We start from the raw sequence: 18,415 nt of genomic DNA on the forward strand, positions 1-18,415 counted from the left end.
AGGAAGGGGCCCGAGCGGTGAGCGTTCCGCGGACGGCAGGAACACACGACAAGGCCGCGGCGAGCTCCGTGGCCCCCTGGCTGCGCCACTACCGCGGCAGATGGCTCCGCGGGGACACGCTGGGCGCCCTCACCGCGTGGGCGCTGATCGTGCCGGAGTGCGTCGCCTACGCGCAGATCGCGGGGGTCCCCCCGCAGAACGCGTTCTACGCGGCCCCGGTGGCCCTCCTCGTGTACGCGTTGCTGGGCCGGTCCAACTTCCTGCTCATCGGCGCCACCTCGGCGGCGGCCGTCCTGTCGGCCGCCACCGTCTCGGCCGTGAGTCCCGCCCCCGAGGACGCCGTCGGGCTGTCGGCCGCCCTCGCGGTGATCGTGGGCGCGGTGCTGCTGGCGGCCGGGCTGGCCCGGCTCGGGTTCCTGACCAACTTCCTCGCCGAACCGGCCCTGCTGGGCTTCCTGTTCGGCATGGCCCTGACCATCGTCGTCCGGCAGGCCGCGAAGCTCGTCGGAGTGCCGGGCGGTGACGGCAACTTCTTCGAGCGGGCCTGGACCGTCCTGTCCGGAGCCCCCCACTGGTCCCTGGTCACCCTGGCCGTCGGGGCGGGAGCGCTCGCCCTGCTGTTCCTGCTGGAGCGCTTCCTCCCGCGCCTGCCCGCCTCCCTGATCGTCCTGGTGGCGGCCCTCGTGCTGTCGGCGGCCCTCGACCTCGAAAGCCACGGCGTCGAGACCGTCGGCCACATCCCCTCGGCCGTGCCGGTCCCCCACCTGCCGGGGATCCCGGCCGCCGACTGGATCGCACTGTTCGGCGGGGCCCTGGGCGTGGCCCTGGTGGTCTTCGCCGAGGCCTTCAGCATCGCGAACCGCTTCGCCCGGGAACACGGGCAGGAGGTGGACGCCAACCGGGAGATGGCCGCCATCGGCTTCAGCAACATCGCCGTCGGGCTCTTCCGCGGCTTCGTCGTCTCCGGCAGCGCCTCGCGCAGCGCGGCCGCGGCCGGAGCGGGCGGCCGGACCCCGATGGTCTCGCTGATCGCGGCGGGGCTGATCCTGCTGACCGGCGCCTTCCTCACCCCGCTCTTCACCGACCTGCCCGAGCCGGTCCTGGGCGCGATCGTCATCTTCGCCGTACGCGGCTTCCTGCGGGTCGGCGAACTGCGCCGCTACTTCCGCCTGGACCGGCGCAGCCTCTGGGTCGCGCTCACCGCCCTGTTCGGCGTGCTCCTCTTCGACCTGCTGCCCGGACTGCTGCTCGCCGTCGCGCTCTCCCTCGCACTGTTCGTCTCCGCCGCCAGCCGGCGCAACGTGGCCGTCCTCGGCCGACTGCCCGGGACCCGGCTGTACGGAGACGCCGCCGGCCACGAGAACGCCGCCACCGACCCCGCCGTCCTGGTCGTACGCCCCGACGGCAGCCTCTTCTTCGGCAACGTCAACCGGGTACGGCTCGAAGTGCTGGAGCGGCTGCGGGCCGCTCCGGCGGCCCCCCGGGCCGTCGTCCTGGACCTGACCGCCTGCTTCCAGCTCGGCGTTCCCGTCCTGGACACCCTCGAGGAGCTCCGCGAGGAACTCGACCGGCAGGGCGTCGCCCTGCACCTGGCCCGGATGCGTTCACCGGCCGCCGGGGAACTGGCCCGCCACCCGCTCGGCGATCACCTGGGCGGCGCCGGGGTCCACCAGACCGTCGACGAGGCGGTATCGGCGGCACGGTCGGCGGCGCAGGCCCGGCGGACCGAACTGCCCCCGGATGCAGCCCATTAGTTTGTATGTCAGGTTTTATCCAGAAGTTCCGAAATGGGAAGGATTTCCATGAAGCGTCTCCCGATCACCGCGGCCCTGGGCGCGGCCGCGGCCCTGTTCCTCACGTCCTGTTCCTCGGACGACCCGAGCCCCAAGGCGCAGGCGACCCAGGCCGCCTCGGAGCTCTGCACCGGCCTCTCCACCCTGAAGGCGGACCAGGCCGAACTGGCGGCGCTGGACCCGGCTTCCGCTACGAAGGACCAGGTCAAGGACGCCGTCGACGCGATCCAGAAGGACTGGGACAGCGTCTCCTCTTCCCTCAAGGACCTGGAATCCGCGAAGAGGTCGGCAGTGGGATCCGCCGTGGGCGACCTCAAGTCCGGCTTCGGGGACCTGCCGGGCGACACCACCGGTTCCCAGGCCGTGACCCAGCTGAAGCCCCAGATCCAGAAGTTCGACGAGACCCTCGTCGCGGCCTCGGTCGGCGTCACATGCCCCTGACCCCCGCGCACCACAGGAAGGCGATCCGCGGCGCCTGCGGCGCCCTGCTCGCGGTGGCGGTGCTCGCCACGACGGCCGGCTGCTCCGACTCCGGCGGCGACGTGTCGACCGGGGTGTCCAAGGCGGCCTCGGCCGCCGCCTCCGTCCAGTCGCAGGCCGCCGACGCGGTCGACTCGGCCACCACGGCGGCGAAAAAGCAGCTGGACGAGGTCAAGGACGGGGTCGACGCCAAGGACGCGGTGACGCTCGGCAGCGTCGCCACCGACGGAGACGGGCTGTCCGCCGTGACCGTCACGGCCCGCAACACCGACGGATCGACGAAGTCCTTCGCCGTCCAGGTCGACTACAAGGACGCCTCCGGCAATCCGCTGGACACGGTGGTCGTCACCGTCTCCGACGTGCCCGCCGGCCAGTCCAAGGACGGGACCGCGCGCAGCACCCACAAGCTCTCGGGCGAAGTGCGTGCCGGCGTCGGCACCGCGCTCAGGTACTGACCGCGCCGACCGCACGCCGCACGCCCCGCCCGGCCCCCGCGCCCCGGATTCCGACCCGGCCGCGGCGGGCCGGGCGGGGCGTTCCGCGTTCCCGCCGAAGGGACCTTCGGCCCGCCCGGTGGGACCAAAGGCCCGGATTGGGCCCCTGAGCTGCTGTTAGCGTTGAGGTGTCGCCGCCCGTGAGTGCACTGCGCTCGCCCGTTCGATGGCCGATGGCCGCGACCGCGTATGCCGTACGCCCTGCCGAGAGGAGGCGATCGCCCCATGGATCACAGTCCGAGTCCACTGAACCACCCGCGCCGCGTCGCCTCGTCCTCCGCCGCGCTCTGAGCCGCATCTCCGCGTAGCCAGAGCCCTCTCCACCCCCGGCGGCCCGCCGGCGCTCGCCGCCCAGCCGCCCGCCCTTCTCCGGCCCGTTCCGGCAACCCCGCGCCCAGCCCTTCCGGCGGGCTCGTCCGGCATGCTCCGGGCTCCTCCACCACCCTTTTCCAGGGCGTCCACAGGCCGCCCTGTCCGGTCCGCGCGACGTCTCGCGGACCGCCACGCCCTCTTCCCTTTCCACAGAAGGAAGCACTGTCATGACCATCAACACCAGCGCCATCGCCACCACGACCGCGACCACCGAGGAGCAGGACCGGGCCCTGGCCGTCCTGCACGAGATCCGCGACGAACTGCGCGATTTCAACCGGGACATGGACCGCCTGAACGCCCTGACGGAAGATCAGGTCAAGTCCACCGTGGAGAACCGGAAGCTGACGGCGCTCACCCTCATGTTCGTCATCCCGTCCACCTTCGCCGCGATCCCGGGTGCCAACTTCGAGCACCTCAACGAGTACGGCTTCGACAACTTCTTCGCCCTGCCGGTCCTCCTCGGCACCGTCCTCGCCGCGTCCCTGGGCACCTTCGTCTTCGTCAAGAAGAAGGGCTGGCTCTAGGAGACGGCCCTAGGTTCCCGCGGCCGTCGCCGGCAGGGGCGGGAGGGCCGGCTCGGACAGCCAGGCCGTGAAGAGGTCGTCGAGCGGTTCGAGCGCGTAGCGCGACGCGTGCGCGGTGAAGCCGGCCGTGGTGACCACGCCGTGGCGGTGCACGGTGGCCCACTCCCGCAGCATGCGGAAGAACGGGCCGTCGCCCAGTGCGCAGCGGATCGCGTGCACGGCGAGGCCGCCGCGCTGGTAGAGGCGGTCGTCGAACATCAGCTTGCGTCCCGGGTCGGCCAGCAGGAGGTCCTGCGGCTGCCCGGACAGCAAGCGGTGTGCGGCGGCCGCCAGTTCGTGCGCGGTGCGGCCGCCGGAGCGCTCCGACCAGAGCCATTCCGCGTACTTCGCGAAGCCCTCGTTGAGCCAGATGTGCCGCCAGTCGGCGATGGTCACGCTGTTGCCGAACCACTGGTGCGCGAGCTCGTGGGCGATGAGCCGCTCGGAGCCGCGTACGCCGTCCACGTGGTTGGCGCCGAACAGGGAGAGCCCCTGGGCCTCCACCGGCACGTCCAGTTCCTCGTCGGCGACGACGACCACGTACTCGCCGAAGGGGTAGGGGCCGAACAGCTCCTCGAACAGCGTCATCATGGCGGGCTGCCGCGCGAAGTCGCGGGAGAAGCGGGGCAGCAGGTGCGCCGGTACGTGGGCGCTCTGCGGGACGCCGCCGAGCCCGGGGTCGCCGAGCAGCACCGTCTGGTACATGCCGATGGACAGGCCGACCAGGTAGCTGGAGGTCGGCGCGGGCTGCTCGTACACCCAGGTGGTGGTGGAGGCCCGGGTGGTCCGGGTGAGCAGCCGGCCGCCGGCCACGACGGTGTAGGCGGAAGGGGTGTTGACCGAGATCTGGTACGAGGCCTTGTCCGCGGGCCGGTCGTTGCACGGGTACCAGGAGGGAGCGCCGACCGGCTGGCTGGCCACCAGCGCTCCGTCGGTCAGTTCCTCCCAGCCGAGGCCGCCCCAGGGGCTGCGCACCGGGGTGGGGTTGCCCGCCCAGTGCACCTCCACGGTGAAGGCGGCGCCGGCGGGCAGCGGCTTGGGCGGCCGGATGCGGAGTTTGCCGCCCCGGTGGCTGTAGTGCGGCGCCCGGCCGTTGACGAGGACGCGGCCTATTTTGAACTCGGCCAGGTTGAGGTGGAACTCGGTGAGCGGCGCCCGCCCGGCGATGGCGCTGAGCCGGGCCGTCCCGGCGAGCCGGTTGGGGCCGGGACGGTACTCCAGAGCGAGTTCGTACCGGTGCACGCGGTAACGGGGGTCGCCGTTGGCCGGAAAGTACGGGTCCGATGCCGCTGTCTTCTGGCCGTTCACTGACGCTTCCGCTCCCTGCGTTGTGCTCGTACGACGTGCTGGTGGTGCCGGGCCGGTCCGGTGGGACCCGCTCTTCAGGACCGCCACGCCTCGATCGGGTTGCCCAGCCAGCGGGTGTCGGCGGGAACGGATTCCCCGGCCATCACGAGGGAGGCCGGACCCAGTGTGCTGCGGGCCCCGACCGTGCTCCCGGGCAGGACGATTCCACCCGGGCCCAGGGTGGCGCCCTCACGGAGGACCACAGTATCCGTCCTCAAGATCCGGTCGTGGAAGAGGTGCGTCTGCAACACGCAGCCCCGGTTCACGCTGACCGCGTCACCCAGGGTGACCAGGTCGGTCTCGGGCAGCCAGTAGCTCTCGCACCACACGCCGCGGCCGATCCGGGCGCCCAGTCCGCGCAGCCACAGGGACAGCACCGGCGTGCCGGGCACCGAGCCGACCAGCCAGGGCACGGCCAGCACCTCGACGAAGGTGTCGGCCAGTTCGTTGCGCCACACGAAGCCGCTCCACAGCGGGTGCTCGCCCACCCGGTGGCGGCCCACCAGCAGCCACTTCGCGGCCGTCGCGACCACGCACGCGGCCACCCCGGCGGCGAGCAGGACGGCTCCGGACAGCAGCGCGGTCACCCACGCGCCGGGCCCGTCCGCTCCGGCCAGCGCGCAGAACGCCGCCACGGTGACCACGGCCAGCGCGGTCGAGCAGAACACCGGGACGAGCCGGCACAGCTCCACCAGCCCGCGCGCCCACAGCAGCCGCGCGGGCGGATCGTACGTCCGGCTCTGGTCGGCGTCGGCCGCCGACCTCGGCAGCCGGACCGGCGGCAGGCCCAGGTAGGAGCTGCCCTTCTTGGCCTTCTTCGGGGTGGCGGAGAGGACGCCGACCAGCCCGTCGTCCGGTACGGAACGGCCCGGCGCGGTCATCCCGGAGTTGCCGAGGAAGGCCCGCCGGCCGATCTCGGAGTGGCCGATCCGCAGCCAGCCGCCGCCCAGCTCGTAGGGGGCGGTCAGGGTGTCGTCGGCGAGGAAGGCGCCCTCGCCGACGGTGGTGAGGCTGGGCAGCGCGAGCACGGTGGACACCTCGGCGCCCCGGCCGATCTTCATGCCGAGCAGCCGCAGCCACACCGGTGTGATCAGTCCGGCGTACAGGGGGAAGAGGGTTTCCCGGGAGAGGTCCATCAGCTGGGTGACCGTCCAGGCCTGCCAGCCGATCCTGCTGTGCGTGGGATGGACTCCCGTGCGCAGCCCGAGGCTGAGGAGGCGTACGGAGACCAGGAGCAGGGCCGCGTACGCGAACCCGAAGGCGAGCGCCCCCGGCACGACGGCGAGCAGCGCTCCGGCCAGGGCCCGGCCGAGTCCGGCGTCGGCGGGCACGAAGCGGCCGGCCACGAGGAGGGCGGGCAGGGCGGCGAGCACGGGCAGGGAGGTGAGGCAGAAGCCGGCCGCCCCGTAGGCGGCGCGCCAGGGCAGGCCGCGCGGCGGGCGCTCCTTGGGCCAGTTCCGCTTGGCCTTGCCGAGTTTCCCGGCGGGGGCTCCGGCCCAGCGCTGGCCGGTCGGGATCTGGCCGACGACGGCGGAGCCGGGGGCCACCTCGGCCCGCTTTCCGACGCGGGCGCCGGGGAAGAGGATGCTGCGGGTGCCGACCACGGCGCCCGCGCCGACCTTCACGGCGCCGATCTCCAGCCGGTCCCCGTCCAGCCAGTGGCCGGAGAGGTCCACCTCGGACTCCACGGCGCAGCCGCGGCCGAGTTTGAGCATGCCGGTGACGGGCGGCAGGGAGTGCAGGTCCACCTCGGGGCCGATCTTGGCGCCGAGCGCCCGCGCGTAGCGCTCCAGCCAGGAGCCGGTGAGCGAGGTGGCGCCGGAGTACTCGGCCAGCCGTTCGGCCGTCCACAGCCGCAGGTGAACGTTTCCGCCGCGCGGGTGGCGCCCCGCCTTGACCCCGCGGAGCAGCAGCCGGGCGCCGCCGGCGGCGATCGCGAGGCGGCCGGGCGGGCTGAAGAGCAGTGCGGCGCCGGCGGCGACGAGCCACCAGGAGGCGGCCGGAGCCCACGGATAGGGCCCGAACCAGTGCAGTACGTTGCCCAGGGCGAGCAGCGCCACCGTCCAGCGCAGGCCGACCAGGGTGAAGAGCGGGAGCAGCAGCAGGGACTGGATCACCTTGGTCCGCGGCGGCACGGGGGCGATGGTCCGGACCGCTCCGTCGTCCTGTGCGGACTTCTCCAGGTGCCGGGCCAGCTTGCGCAGGGTGGACTGCTGGTAGATGTCGACGACGGCCGCGCTCGGGTAGCGGGTGCGCAGCCGGGTGGTGAGCTGGGCGGCGGCGAGGCTGTTGCCGCCGATCGCGAAGAAGTCGTCGGCGGCGCCGGTGACGGCCACGCCCAGGGTCTCGCCCCACTGCTCGGCGAGCCAGGCCTCGGTCCCGTAGAGCTGTTCGGTGGGGCCGCTGGTCTCCAGTTCCGGGAGCGGCCAGGGCAGGGCGTTCCGGTCCACCTTGCCGGAGGTCCGGGTGGGCAGCTCCTCGACGGGCGCGAGCAGCGGTACGAGCGCTGCGGGCAGCTCGGCGCGCAGCCGGGTCACGGCCGCCGCGTGGTCCCAGCCGTCCTGGGTGACCAGGTAGCCGACGAGGAGCTGGTTGCCGCTGCGTGCCGTGCGGACGGCGGCGGCGGCGCCGGCGACCCCGGGCAGGGCCTGGAGTGCGGCGTCCACCTCGCCCAGCTCGATGCGGCGGCCGCCGAGCTTGATCTGTTCGTCGCCGCGGCCCAGGAAGACCAGGCCTTCGGGTTCCGCGCGGACGAGGTCGCCGCTGCGGTAGGCGCGCTCCCAGCCGAGGGATTCCAGCGGGGCGTACTTCTCCGCGTCCTTCTCGGGGTCGAGGTAGCGGGCCAGGCCGACACCGCCGATGACGAGCTGGCCGCTGCCGCCCATGGGGACCGGTTCGCCGGATTCGTCGACGACGGCCAGTTCCCAGCCGTTGAGCGGGAGGCCGATGCGGATCGGTTCCTCACCGGTCAGGAGCGAGGCGCAGGCGACGACGGTGGCCTCGGTGGGGCCGTAGGTGTTCCAGACCTCGCGGCCCTCGGTGACCAGGCGCTGGGTGAGCTCGGGCGGGCAGGCCTCGCCGCCGAAGATGAGCAGCCGGACCTCGCCCAGGTCCTCGGGCTCCCACAGGGCGGCCAGGGTCGGCACCGTGGAGACCACGGTGATCTCCTGCTCGGCCAGCCAGGGGCCGAGGTCGGCGCCGCTGCGGACCTGGGAGCGGGGGACGGGGACGAGGCAGGCGCCGTAGCGCCAGGCCAGCCACATCTCCTCGCAGGAGGCGTCGAAGGCGACGGACAGTCCGGCCATGACCCGGTCGCCGGGGCCGATCGGCTCCTCGGTGAGGAACAGCGCGGCCTCGGCGTCCACGAAGGCGGCGGCGCTGCGGTGGCTGACGGCCACGCCCTTGGGCTTGCCGGTGGAGCCGGAGGTGAAGATGATCCACGCGTCGTGTTCGGGGCCGGGGCGGGCGGCGGGGCGGGCGGCGGGGGCGGATGTGCCCGGGCCGGCGCCCTTGCCCGGCGCGGCGACCTCGATGCGCTGGCCGGCGCCCAGTACGGCTCGTACTCCGGCCTCGCCGAAGACCAGGTCGGCCCGCTCGTCCGGGTCCTCGGCGTCCACGGGCACGTAGGCGGCGCCCGCCGCGAGGACGGCCAGGATGCCCGCGTACAGCTCGTTGGTCCCGGACGGGACGCGTACGCCCACCCGGTCGCCGAGCCCCACCCCGGCGGCCGCGAGGGCCTGGCGGCGGCGCTCCACCTCGACGGCGAGCGCCCGGTAGGTCAGCCGGGTGGCCCCGTCGTCCAGGGCGAGCTCGTCGGGGTGGGCCCGTACGGAGGCCTCGAAGACGTCGACGAGGGTGCGCGTCGGGGCGGCGGGTCCGGCGGAGAACAGGGCCGATTTGCCGGACTCCCCGGGCCCCTCCCCGGCGTCGGGCCCGTGCCCTTCGTCGAGTCCGGTCCCGTCGTCGAGCAGAGTGACTTCACCGTGCTCTGGTGTGGCTGCCATCGGCCCTCGCGTCGTGTTCCCGGAACCCTCCGGGTCGCCGGGCGGAGCCCGGGTCTGCCCAGGTTGTTCCGGTCCAGCGCCAAACAACCCGCCAGTCTAGTGCGACATCAAGGATTTTCTGGTTCAAGCCTTGCGCATGGCCGGGAAGGGACGGTAGAAGCGGCGCGCCGCGGACCGGAAACCCGGTCCGCGGCGCGCACGGTGAGCGTGAGCCGGACTCAGCGGCTCGCGAGGAGTTCGAGCGTGTCGATGACCCGGTTCGAGAAGCCCCACTCGTTGTCGTACCAGGCGACGACCTTGATGTGGCGGCCTTCGACGCGGGTGAGCTGCGAGTCGAAGATCGACGATGCGGGGTTGCCCGTGATGTCGGAGGACACGAGCGGGTCGTCCGAGTACTCCAGCACTCCGGCGAGCGGCCCTTCGGCGGCGGCGCGGTAGGCGGCCAGGACGTCCTCGCGGGTCACGTCGCGGGCGACGGTGGTGTTCAGCTCGACGATGGAGCCCACCGGAACGGGGACGCGGATCGAGTCGCCGGAGAGCTTGCCGTCCAGGTTCGGCAGGACCAGGCCGATGGCCTTGGCGGCGCCCGTCGTGGTCGGCACGATGTTCACGGCGGCGGCGCGGGCGCGCCGGGGGTCGCGGTGCGGACCGTCCTGCAGGTTCTGCTCCTGCGTGTAGGCGTGCACCGTGGTCATGAACCCGTGCTCGATGCCCGCGAGTTCGTCGAGCACGGCGGCCAGCGGCGCGAGCGCGTTGGTCGTGCACGAGGCGTTGGAGACGATCGTGTGCAGGGCCGGGTCGTAGGAGTCGCTGTTCACGCCGTACGCGAGCGTGATGTCGGCACCGTCCGCCGGGGCGCTGACGAGCACCCGCTTGGCTCCCGCGTCGATGTGCGCGCGGGCGGCCTTGGCGGTGGCGAAGCGGCCGGTGGCCTCCAGCACGATGTCCACGCCGAGCTCGGCCCAGGGCAGCTGCGCCGGCTCGCGCTCGGCGAGCACCTTGATGCGGCGGCCGTCGACGACGAGGACGTCCCCGTCCACGGTCACCGGCCGGCCGAGCCGGCCGGAGGTGGTGTCGTAGGCGAGCAGCCGCGCGAGGGTGGCGGGCTCGGTGAGGTCGTTGACCGCGACGACCTCGAGCTTGCTGTCGCGCTCGAGCAGTGCGCGGAGCACGTTGCGTCCGATGCGGCCGAATCCGTTGATGGCGATGCGAGTCATGGTGTCTCCCTGTTCCCTGTCCCTTGGGTTCGTCACCAGACTCGCGGGTCCGGGGCGCCGGCGACAGCGGCGCGATCGCCACGGTCCGCAAGGATCGCGCCATGCGTCGGCGGGGGCTCCGTCCGGCGGCGGCTCTGCTCCGCGCCTCCCGTCACTCGCCCCGGGCGAACGTGCGCCGGTACTCGCTCGGCGTGGTCCGCAGGATGTGCTGGAAGTGCAGCCGCAGGTTCGCGCCGGTGCCCAGGCCCACGTCGGCGGCGATCTGCTCCACGCTCCGCTCGGAGAGCTCCAGCAGTTCGCGGGCCACGTCGATGCGGGCGCGCATCACCCACTGCATCGGCGTGTACCCGGTGTCCTCGGCGAACCGCCGCGAGAACGTGCGCGGGGACACCGCCGCGTGCCGGGCGAGCGCCTCCAGGGTGAGGGGTTCGCCGAGCCGGTGCAGCGCCCACTCGCGGGTGGCGGCGAACCGCGGGCCGAGCGGCTCGGGCACGCTGCGCGGCACGTACTGCGCCTGGCCGCCGCTGCGGTAAGGGGCCGCGACCAGCCTGCGGGCGGTGTGGTTGGAGGCGGCCACCCCGAGATCGCTGCGCAGGACGTGCAGGCACAGGTCGATGCCCGAGGCGGCTCCGGCCGAGGTCAGTACGGAGCCCTCGTCGACGAACAGGACGTTCTCGTCGACCCGGACCAGCGGCCACTTCGCCGCGAGCGCCCGGGTGTAGTGCCAGTGCGTGGTGGCCCGTTTGCCGTCGAGCAGGCCGGTCGCGGCGAGCGCGAAGGCCCCCGTGGAGATGGCCGCGAGCCGCGCGCCCCGTTCGTGGGCGGCGATCAGCGCGTCGACGACGGCGCGCGGCGGGTCCTCGCGGTCGGGGAACCGGTAGCCGGGGACGAAGACGGTGTCGGCCCAGGCGAGGGCTTCGAGGCCGTGGGCGACGGCGTACGACAGGCCGTCACCACCGGTCACGAGCCCCGGGGCGGCGCCGCACACCCGGACCTCGTACGGCATGCTCGCGCGGGTCGTGAACACCTGCGCGGGAATGCCGACGTCGAGGGGCTTCGCCCCTTCGAGGACGAGGACGGCGACGTGGTGGGGGCGGGAGGCTGGCACCGCGTCATGCTTCCGAAGGGGCGGGAGGCTTGTCAAGCTTCACCGTTAGTAAACCTTCCGATTGAGACAACCACCTATCAGTTGGTCCAGACCTGTTGACGGCGGTCCTTCCGGAGGATTAGGTTCCCGGCCACGAAGCGGATACGGCGTCAACTCCCCACGCCCACCCGGTCGCAGGCCCCCCACCCACGGGCCCGCCGCCCCGTCCCCAAGCGTCCCCACGCGTCCCCGGCGGGCCGCACGCCCACGCTTCGCGCTCCACGCCGTCCCCCCATTCCCACTGGAGGCACTTCCTTGCGTACCCCAAACCGAACCCGCACACGGCTGGCCTGCGCCCTCGGCGCCACCCTGCTCGGCGCGGCCGCGGTGCTGACCTCCCCCGGGGCCGCCTTCGGCGCCAACATCCTCTCGAACGGCGACTTCGAGTCCGGCACCACGGCCGGCTGGTCCTGTTCCGGCGCCCTGGGCTCCGTGGTCGGCTCACCGGTGCACGGCGGGAGCAAGGCCCTGGCCGGCGCGGCCAGCGCGAGCGACAACGCCAAGTGCGTCCAGACCGTCGCCGTACAGCCCAACACCAGCTACACGCTCTCCGCCTGGGTCCGCGGCAGCTACGTCTACCTCGGGGTCACCGGCGGCGCCTCCACCTGGACCCCCTCGGCCGCGGCCTACACCAAGCTGACCGTCGCCTTCACCACCGGCGCATCCCAGACCAGCGCCGAGATCTACCTCAACGGCTGGTACGGGCAGGGCACTTACTACGCCGACGACATCACCCTGGACGGCCCCGGCGGCAGCGTCGACACCCAGGCGCCCACCGTGCCCGGCAGCCTCGCCTCCACCGGCAAGACCTCCACCACGGCCTCCCTGAGCTGGACCGCTTCCACCGACAACGTCGGCGTGAACGGCTACGACGTCTACCAGGGCGGGACCAAGGTCGCGACCTCGGGCACCACCAGCGCGACCGTCACCGGCCTGACCCCCAGCACCGCCTACGCGTTCACCGTGCGCGCCCGCGACGCCGCCGGGAACACCTCGGCCGCCTCGAACACCGTCAACGTCACCACCGACACGGGGACCACGCCGCCGACCGGCTTCAAGCAGGCCGCTCCGTACCTCTACCTCGGCTGGGGCAACCCGCCGAGCGCGACCACGGTGATGAACGCGACCGGCACCAAGTGGTTCACCATGGCGTTCATCCTCTCCTCCGGCGGCTGCAACCCCTCCTGGGACGGGCAGCGCCCGCTGACCGGCGGCATCGACCAGAGCACCATCGCCTCGATCCGCGCGGCGGGCGGCGACATCGTGCCCTCCATCGGCGGCTGGCAGGGCAACAAGCTCGGCCCCAACTGCTCCAGCGCCGAGGCCCTGGCCGGTGCGTACCAGCAGGTCATCTCCGCGTACGGGCTCAAGGCCATCGACGTGGACATCGAGAACACCGACGAGTTCGAGAACGCCGTGGTCCAGGACCGCATCCTCGGCGCGCTCAAGATCGTCAAGCAGAACAACCCCGGCCTGAAGACCATCCTGACCTTCGGCACCTCCACCACGGGCCCGACCAGCTGGGGCAACCGCCTGATCGAGCAGTCCAAGGCGCTGAACGCCGGCATCGACGTCTTCACGATCATGCCGTTCGACTTCGGCAACGCCTCGACGGACATGTACGCCAGCACCGTCAGCGCCACCGAGGGCCTCAAGGCCAAGCTCAAGTCCACCTACGGCTGGGACGACGCGACCGCGTACTCCCACATCGGCATCTCGGGCATGAACGGCATCAGCGACACCCAGGAGACCACCACCGTCCAGAACTGGACCGACATCCGCAACTGGGCCAACTCCCACCACATCGCGCGCCTCGCCTTCTGGTCGGTGAACCGCGACCGCGGCTGCCCCGGCGGCGGCCTGCAGGAAACCTGCTCCGGCATCGCTCAGAGCGACTGGCAGTTCACCTCCATCACGGCCGGTTTCACCGGCTGACCGTCCGGCTCGTACGACCGGGGGCCGTCGCGGATTTCCGCGGCGGCCCCCGCCCGGTCTCGCGCGGTATCGGGAACCGGTCGGGGAGCACGAGGTCGCCGTACGCCCCCACGACCGCGTTGATCAGGGGGACGGCCCCGGCGAGGTGCGTGCAGGATGCGGGCGTGCCACGCTGGCGGAACCCTGGGTACTGGTACAGGCGACCGGGTGACACCTCCGCAGGAGCCCGCCGCCCAGACGAACGGGGCTCGCCGTGGCACGAGGAACGCACCCCCGGTCCCTGCGGCGGCGCATGACCGCCGGATGCGCGGCCCTCCTGCTCGTGGTCCTGACCGCGGGCACGGCCGCCGGGGCGACACCGCCGACGCCCACGCCCTCCGACTCCGGTGGCTCCGACCCGCTCGACCCCCGGATCACCGAGATCATGCGGAAGCCTGGCTACCGCAACGCCCAGTGGGGCCTCCTCCAGGTCGACCCGGACACCGGGCGGACCGTCCACAGCCGGTTCCCCGACCAGCTCTTCATCCCCGGGTCCACGGCCAAGCTCTTCAGCGTGTCCGGCGCCTGGCACGCCCTCGGCGGCGACCACCGCTTCGTGACGCCGCTCTACGCGGTCGGCGAGCGCCGCGGCGCCACCCTGACCGGCGATCTCGCCCTGGTCGCCCAGGGCGATCTGACCATGGGCGGCAGGACCCGCCCCGACGGTACGGTCGCCTTCACCGACCTCGACCACACCTACGCCGACGACGTCCCCGGCGCCACGCTCACCCCGCAGAACCCGCTCGCCGGCATCGACCTCCTCGCGCGCCAGGTGCGCGACTCCGGCATCACCCGGGTCGACGGGAACGTGATCGTCGACGACCGGCTCTTCGCGCCCGAGCCCGTCCTGATCCCCATGCCGACCCCGCTGATCGTCAACGACAACCTCATCGACCTGACGACCACCCCGGGGGACCGCGCCGACGCGCCCGCCCGGCTGGACTGGCGGCCGAAGGTCGCCCCGTACCGGGTCACCTCGACGGTGAAGACCGTGGCGGCGGGCAAGCCGACGGCCATCACGGTCACGACCTCGGACAACGGCACCCGGATCCGGCTGTCCGGCACGATCGCGGCGGGCGCCGCCCCGGTGCTGAAGGTCTCCCCCATCACCGACCCGGCCGCCTTCGGCCGGACCGCCCTGATCGAGGCCCTGGAACGGGCCGGAGTGGACGTGACCGCGGACCCGGCGGGCGGGAACCCGGTGGACCTGCTGCCCGCCGGCTACGAGGGCCGGGCGCGGGTGGCCGCGTACACCTCGCCGCCCTTCGCCGAGTACGCCGAGCTCATCCTCAAGGTCAGCCACAACCTGGGCGCCAACCTCGGCATGTGCCTGATGGCGGTCACCACCGGCAGCCGCGCCTGCATGGACGGCTTCCCGGTCCTGGCCTCCTTCCTGGACCAGGCCAAGGTGGACCGCGCCCAGGTGCAGCTCCTGGACGGGCGGGGCGGCAACCCCGTCGACCGGTCCACGCCGCGGGCGGAGATCCAGATGCTGACGTACTGGCTGCGCTCCCCCGAAGCGCGCCGCTTCCGCGAGGCCCTGCCGATCCTCGGGGTCGACGGCCTGCTGGCCGAGAACTGCCGCGACTGCCCGGCGCGCGGCAAGGTGTTCGCCAAGACCGGGGCCGCCGTCGGGCTGGACGCCCTCAACGACCGCCTGGGCATCGGCGCCATCACCATCGCCGGCTACCTGGACAAGGGCGACGGCCGCTTCGACGTGTTCTACGCGGGCGTCACCGGCGCCTCGACCCCGACGACCGACCCGAGCGGCATCCTCGACATCGCCAACGACGTCGCCATGATCGCCGCCTACCTCCAGGAGGGCGCGGGCGGCAGCTGAGGACGGGCGGGCAGCACCCGTCCCCGGCCCTGTCAAGTAACGAAAAGCCGGGTCTACGGCCCCGCGCCGCCTCCGGGCACGGTGGAAAGCGACCGTCCTGCGCACGGCAGGAGCGATGCGCCACCGGACCGGAGGCAGACCCGCCATGACCGACATCGCCATCATCGGACTCGGCTGCCGCTTCCCCGGCGCCCCCGACGTCCTCGGCTACTGGAACCTCCTGCTGAGCGGGGCGCGCCAGTTCGGCGCAGCGCCCGGGGAACGCCGGAACCACGCGGCCTTCCTGGACTCCGCGGACCGCTTCGACGCCCTGCACCACGGAGTTCCGCCCGCCCGCGCGCGGGCCGTGGACCCGCACCACCGGCTGCTGCTCGACGTCAGCCGCGAGGCCCTCGACGACGCGGGGATGGGCCGCGGCGACTTCGACCGGGAGCACACCGGGGTCTTCCTCGGGCTGTCGGGATCCGAGGCCTTCACCCTGCCCGGGAGCCCGCTCACCCCGGCGTCCGCCGCCGTCAGCCGCCACTTCGGCCTGGGCGGTCCCGGCTTCGCCGTCGACGCCGCCCGTTCCGGCTCGCTGGTCGCCCTCCACCAGGCGATGGCGCGCCTCCGTCAGGGCAGCTGCCGGATCGCCCTCGTCGGCGGCGTCCGCCTCGACCTCACCCCCGACGACGTGCCCGGATTCCCCGGACTCCGCGCCCTGTCCACCGCCGGGGTGTGCCGCCCGTTCGACGCGGAGGCCGACGGGTTCGTCCTCGGCGAGGGCGCCGGTGTCGTCGTCGTACGGCCGCTCGCCGACGCCCTCGACGCCGGAGACCGGGTCTACGCGGTGATCAAGGGCATCGGCTCGGCCGACGACGGCGCCTCCCCCGACCCCCTGGCCCCCGCTGTCGAAGGACGGCTCCGCGCCATGCGGCGGGCCTACGCGGACGCGGGAGTCGCCCCGTCCTCCGTGGCCTTCCTGGAGGCCCACGGGACGGGAACCGCCGCCGAGGACCGGGCCGAGGTGGAGGCGCTGCGCCGGCTGCGCACCGAGTACCCCGACGACGACCCGTCCCTGTGCTACCTCGCCTCGGGCAAGGCCCTGATCGGGCACTCCCTGGCCGCGGCGGGCATCGCGGGACTGATCAAGACGGCCCTGGTCGTCCACCACCGCACGATCGTGCCGCAGCCGGCCACCACCCCCCGCCCGGACCTCGGCGTATCCGCCGCCGGCCTGCGCTTCGCCGACACCGCGCGGCCCTTTCCGGGCGGCGGCACCCCGCGACGTGCCGCCGTCAGCTCCTTCGGCTTCGGCGGTGGCCACGTCCACGTGGTGCTGGAGGAACGCCCCGAGCCGGTCCCCGGACAGCTCTCCGCACCGGTCCCCGGACGGCCCGCGCACCGCGCCTTCGGCGGCGGGAGCGCCGGAGCCGCCCACGACACCGAAGCCGCCCGGCCCCAGCTCGTCTTCCTCTCGGCCGGAAACCCCGGGCTCCTGGACCACCACATCGGCGAGGTACTCGGCGTACTCGACGCGGCGGACCGTACGCCGCTGGCGGCCGTGGCCCACACCCTAGGCGCGCGGGCTGCGCTGCCGGCCCGGCTCGCGATCGTGGCCACCGGCACCGGCGCGTTCGTCCAGCGGCTGCGCCACGCCCGTGAGCAGCTCCTCGCCGGCGCCCGGGGCGACCTCGGCGACGGAGCCTTCGCCGCCGACGCCCCGCTGCCGGCCGCGCAGCGCCGTACCGCCTTCCTCTTCCCCGGTCAGGGCAGCCAGCGTCCGGGCATGATGCGGGACCTCTACGAGAGGTTCCCCGCCTACCGCTCGGCCGTCTGCGTACTCAGCGCCGTGGCCCGGGCCGACCTCGGCTTCGACCTGGCCGACCTGCTGTACGGCGAGGCCTCCGTGCCCCGCGCCCCGCTCACGGACAACGGGGAGCTCGGGCGCATGCTCGCCGCGACCGAGGTGTGCCAGCCGTTGCTCGGCACCGTCCAGATCGCCGCCACCCGGGTCCTGGCCGACTGCGGGATCACCCCCGACCTCGCCCTCGGTCACAGCGCCGGGGAGTTCGCGGCGGCCGCCGCGGCCGGAGCGCTGACCCAGGTGGACGCCGTCCGGCTGCTGGTGCACCGGGGCGCGGCCCTGCGGCGGGCCGCGGCCGGGCTCCGGGGCGGGATGCTCGCGGTGCAGACCGACAAGGAGACCTGCCGCCGGCTCGTCGACGGCATCGACGACGTGTGGCTCGCCTGCTTCAACCAGCCGCGGCAGGTCGTGGTCAGCGGCACCGCGGAAGGTCTCGCCGCCCTGCGGGAGGCCTGCGCGGAAGCCGGGGTCGTCACGGCGACGCTCGACGTCTCGAACGCCTTCCACTCCCCGCGGCTGGCCCGGGCCGAGGAGGCCGTGCGCTCGGGCCTCGCCGCCCGTCGCATCAGCAGGCCCGCCGTGCCGTTCGTCTCCTCCGTGAACGCGGAGGTCTGCGAGGACCCCGGCCGGCTGCGCGAGCTGTGGGCCCGGCACGCATCGGCGCCGGTCCTCTTCGACGACGCCGTCCGCACCGCCTACGACCAGGGGGCCCGCGTCTTCCTCCAGGTGGGCGGCGGGACCTCGCTCCTCACCTCGGTCCGCCGCAACCTCACCGGCCACGGCGACGTCCACGTCGTTCCCGTCGCCGGGGAGGTGCCGGACGACGGTCGCACCTTCGTACTGGCCCTCGCCCGGCTCGCGGTCCTGGGCGCCCCGGTCGACCCGCGCGCGCTGGTCCCCGCGGAGGACCGCCGGCTCCTGGACCTGCCGGTGGCCAAGCTTGACTGCCGCTCCCTCCGGGTCCCGGCCTGCCTCCCCGCCGACGAGCCCGCGCCCACCCCGCCCGCCGTACCGGGCCTCGCGGTACGGGGCCTTGCGGTACCGGGCCGTTCCCCGCTGCGCCTCGCCCCGCCGGTCGCGGACCTCTACGAGGTCGCCGAGGCCGTACGGGCCCACGTGGCGCGGATCGGCGCGTTCCCCGTGGACCACCTGCGCGGCGGCCAACTCCTGTTCGAGGAGCTCGGCTTCGACCCGCTGGCGCTGACCGACCTCCTCACCTCCCTCGAGCGGCAGTGGCCGGCATGGAGGGTGCACCTGGTCGGCGCCGGAGGCCTCGACGCCCTCGTCGCGCGGGTCCGTGCCCGGGCCGCCTGAGCCCGCGCCCGGACCGCCGCCGCC

11 protein-coding genes are annotated in these 18,415 nt (G+C 73.6%); 7 read left to right on the forward strand and 4 right to left on the reverse strand.

Annotated elements, in window-relative coordinates; genetic code table 11:
* The first annotated feature begins 17 nt into the window (after nucleotides 1-17).
* The 4 genes from ACODT5_RS22740 to ACODT5_RS22755 all read left to right on the forward strand — a co-directional run bounded on the left by ACODT5_RS22740 (nucleotide 18) and on the right by ACODT5_RS22755 (nucleotide 3,663).
* On the forward strand, nucleotides 18-1,754 hold the full coding sequence (locus ACODT5_RS22740) for a SulP family inorganic anion transporter (RefSeq protein WP_422521146.1): 1,737 nt from the start codon (nucleotides 18-20) through the stop codon (nucleotides 1,752-1,754).
* A gap of 48 nt (nucleotides 1,755-1,802) precedes the next feature.
* Nucleotides 1,803-2,234, forward strand: coding sequence for a hypothetical protein (locus ACODT5_RS22745; RefSeq protein WP_422521147.1), 432 nt, complete (start codon nucleotides 1,803-1,805; stop codon nucleotides 2,232-2,234).
* Entirely contained in the window at nucleotides 2,225-2,728 is a 504-nt protein-coding gene (locus ACODT5_RS22750) for a hypothetical protein (RefSeq protein WP_422521148.1), read from the forward strand. Before ACODT5_RS22745 ends, ACODT5_RS22750 begins: the two co-directional genes overlap by 10 nt.
* Before the next feature lie 578 nt (nucleotides 2,729-3,306).
* Complete coding sequence (locus ACODT5_RS22755) at nucleotides 3,307-3,663, forward strand: magnesium transporter CorA family protein (protein WP_422521149.1); 357 nt, start codon at nucleotides 3,307-3,309, stop codon at nucleotides 3,661-3,663.
* Between the two features lie 9 nt (nucleotides 3,664-3,672).
* On the opposite strand, the gene ACODT5_RS22760 is transcribed toward ACODT5_RS22755, so the two are convergent.
* The 4 genes from ACODT5_RS22760 to ACODT5_RS22775 form a co-directional block, all read right to left on the reverse strand.
* On the reverse strand, nucleotides 3,673-5,010 hold the full coding sequence (locus ACODT5_RS22760; protein WP_422521150.1) for a M1 family metallopeptidase: 1,338 nt from the start codon (nucleotides 5,008-5,010) through the stop codon (nucleotides 3,673-3,675).
* Between the two features lie 74 nt (nucleotides 5,011-5,084).
* A complete protein-coding gene (locus ACODT5_RS22765; RefSeq protein WP_422521151.1) occupies nucleotides 5,085-9,053 on the reverse strand; it encodes a Pls/PosA family non-ribosomal peptide synthetase in 3,969 nt (1,322 codons plus the stop codon).
* 218 nt (nucleotides 9,054-9,271) lie between these two features.
* Nucleotides 9,272-10,270, reverse strand: a complete 999-nt coding sequence (gap, locus tag ACODT5_RS22770; protein WP_385384175.1) for a type I glyceraldehyde-3-phosphate dehydrogenase — start codon at nucleotides 10,268-10,270, stop codon at nucleotides 9,272-9,274.
* Nucleotides 10,271-10,421: 151 nt separating this feature from the next.
* Nucleotides 10,422-11,378 carry a GlxA family transcriptional regulator gene (locus ACODT5_RS22775; RefSeq protein WP_422521152.1) on the reverse strand — a complete coding sequence of 319 codons (957 nt, stop codon included), beginning with the start codon at nucleotides 11,376-11,378 and terminating at the stop codon, nucleotides 10,422-10,424.
* A gap of 294 nt (nucleotides 11,379-11,672) precedes the next feature.
* On the opposite strand from ACODT5_RS22775, the gene ACODT5_RS22780 reads away from it, so the two are divergent.
* The 3 genes from ACODT5_RS22780 to ACODT5_RS22790 all read left to right on the forward strand — a co-directional run bounded on the left by ACODT5_RS22780 (nucleotide 11,673) and on the right by ACODT5_RS22790 (nucleotide 18,391).
* Entirely contained in the window at nucleotides 11,673-13,352 is a 1,680-nt protein-coding gene (locus tag ACODT5_RS22780) for a carbohydrate binding domain-containing protein (RefSeq protein ID WP_422521153.1), read from the forward strand.
* Nucleotides 13,353-13,605: 253 nt separating this feature from the next.
* Nucleotides 13,606-15,231 (forward strand): D-alanyl-D-alanine carboxypeptidase/D-alanyl-D-alanine endopeptidase, encoded by a 1,626-nt coding sequence (gene dacB, locus ACODT5_RS22785; protein WP_422521154.1) that lies wholly within the window; start codon nucleotides 13,606-13,608, stop codon nucleotides 15,229-15,231.
* A gap of 145 nt (nucleotides 15,232-15,376) precedes the next feature.
* The gene (locus ACODT5_RS22790) at nucleotides 15,377-18,391 is read left to right on the forward strand and encodes a type I polyketide synthase (RefSeq protein WP_422521155.1); all 3,015 of its coding nucleotides are present in this window, start codon (nucleotides 15,377-15,379) and stop codon (nucleotides 18,389-18,391) included.
* Nucleotides 18,392-18,415: the final 24 nt, after the last annotated feature.

Origin of the sequence: Streptomyces tatrensis (assembly GCF_049310065.1) — a bacterium.
GTDB lineage: Bacteria > Actinomycetota > Actinomycetes > Streptomycetales > Streptomycetaceae > Streptomyces.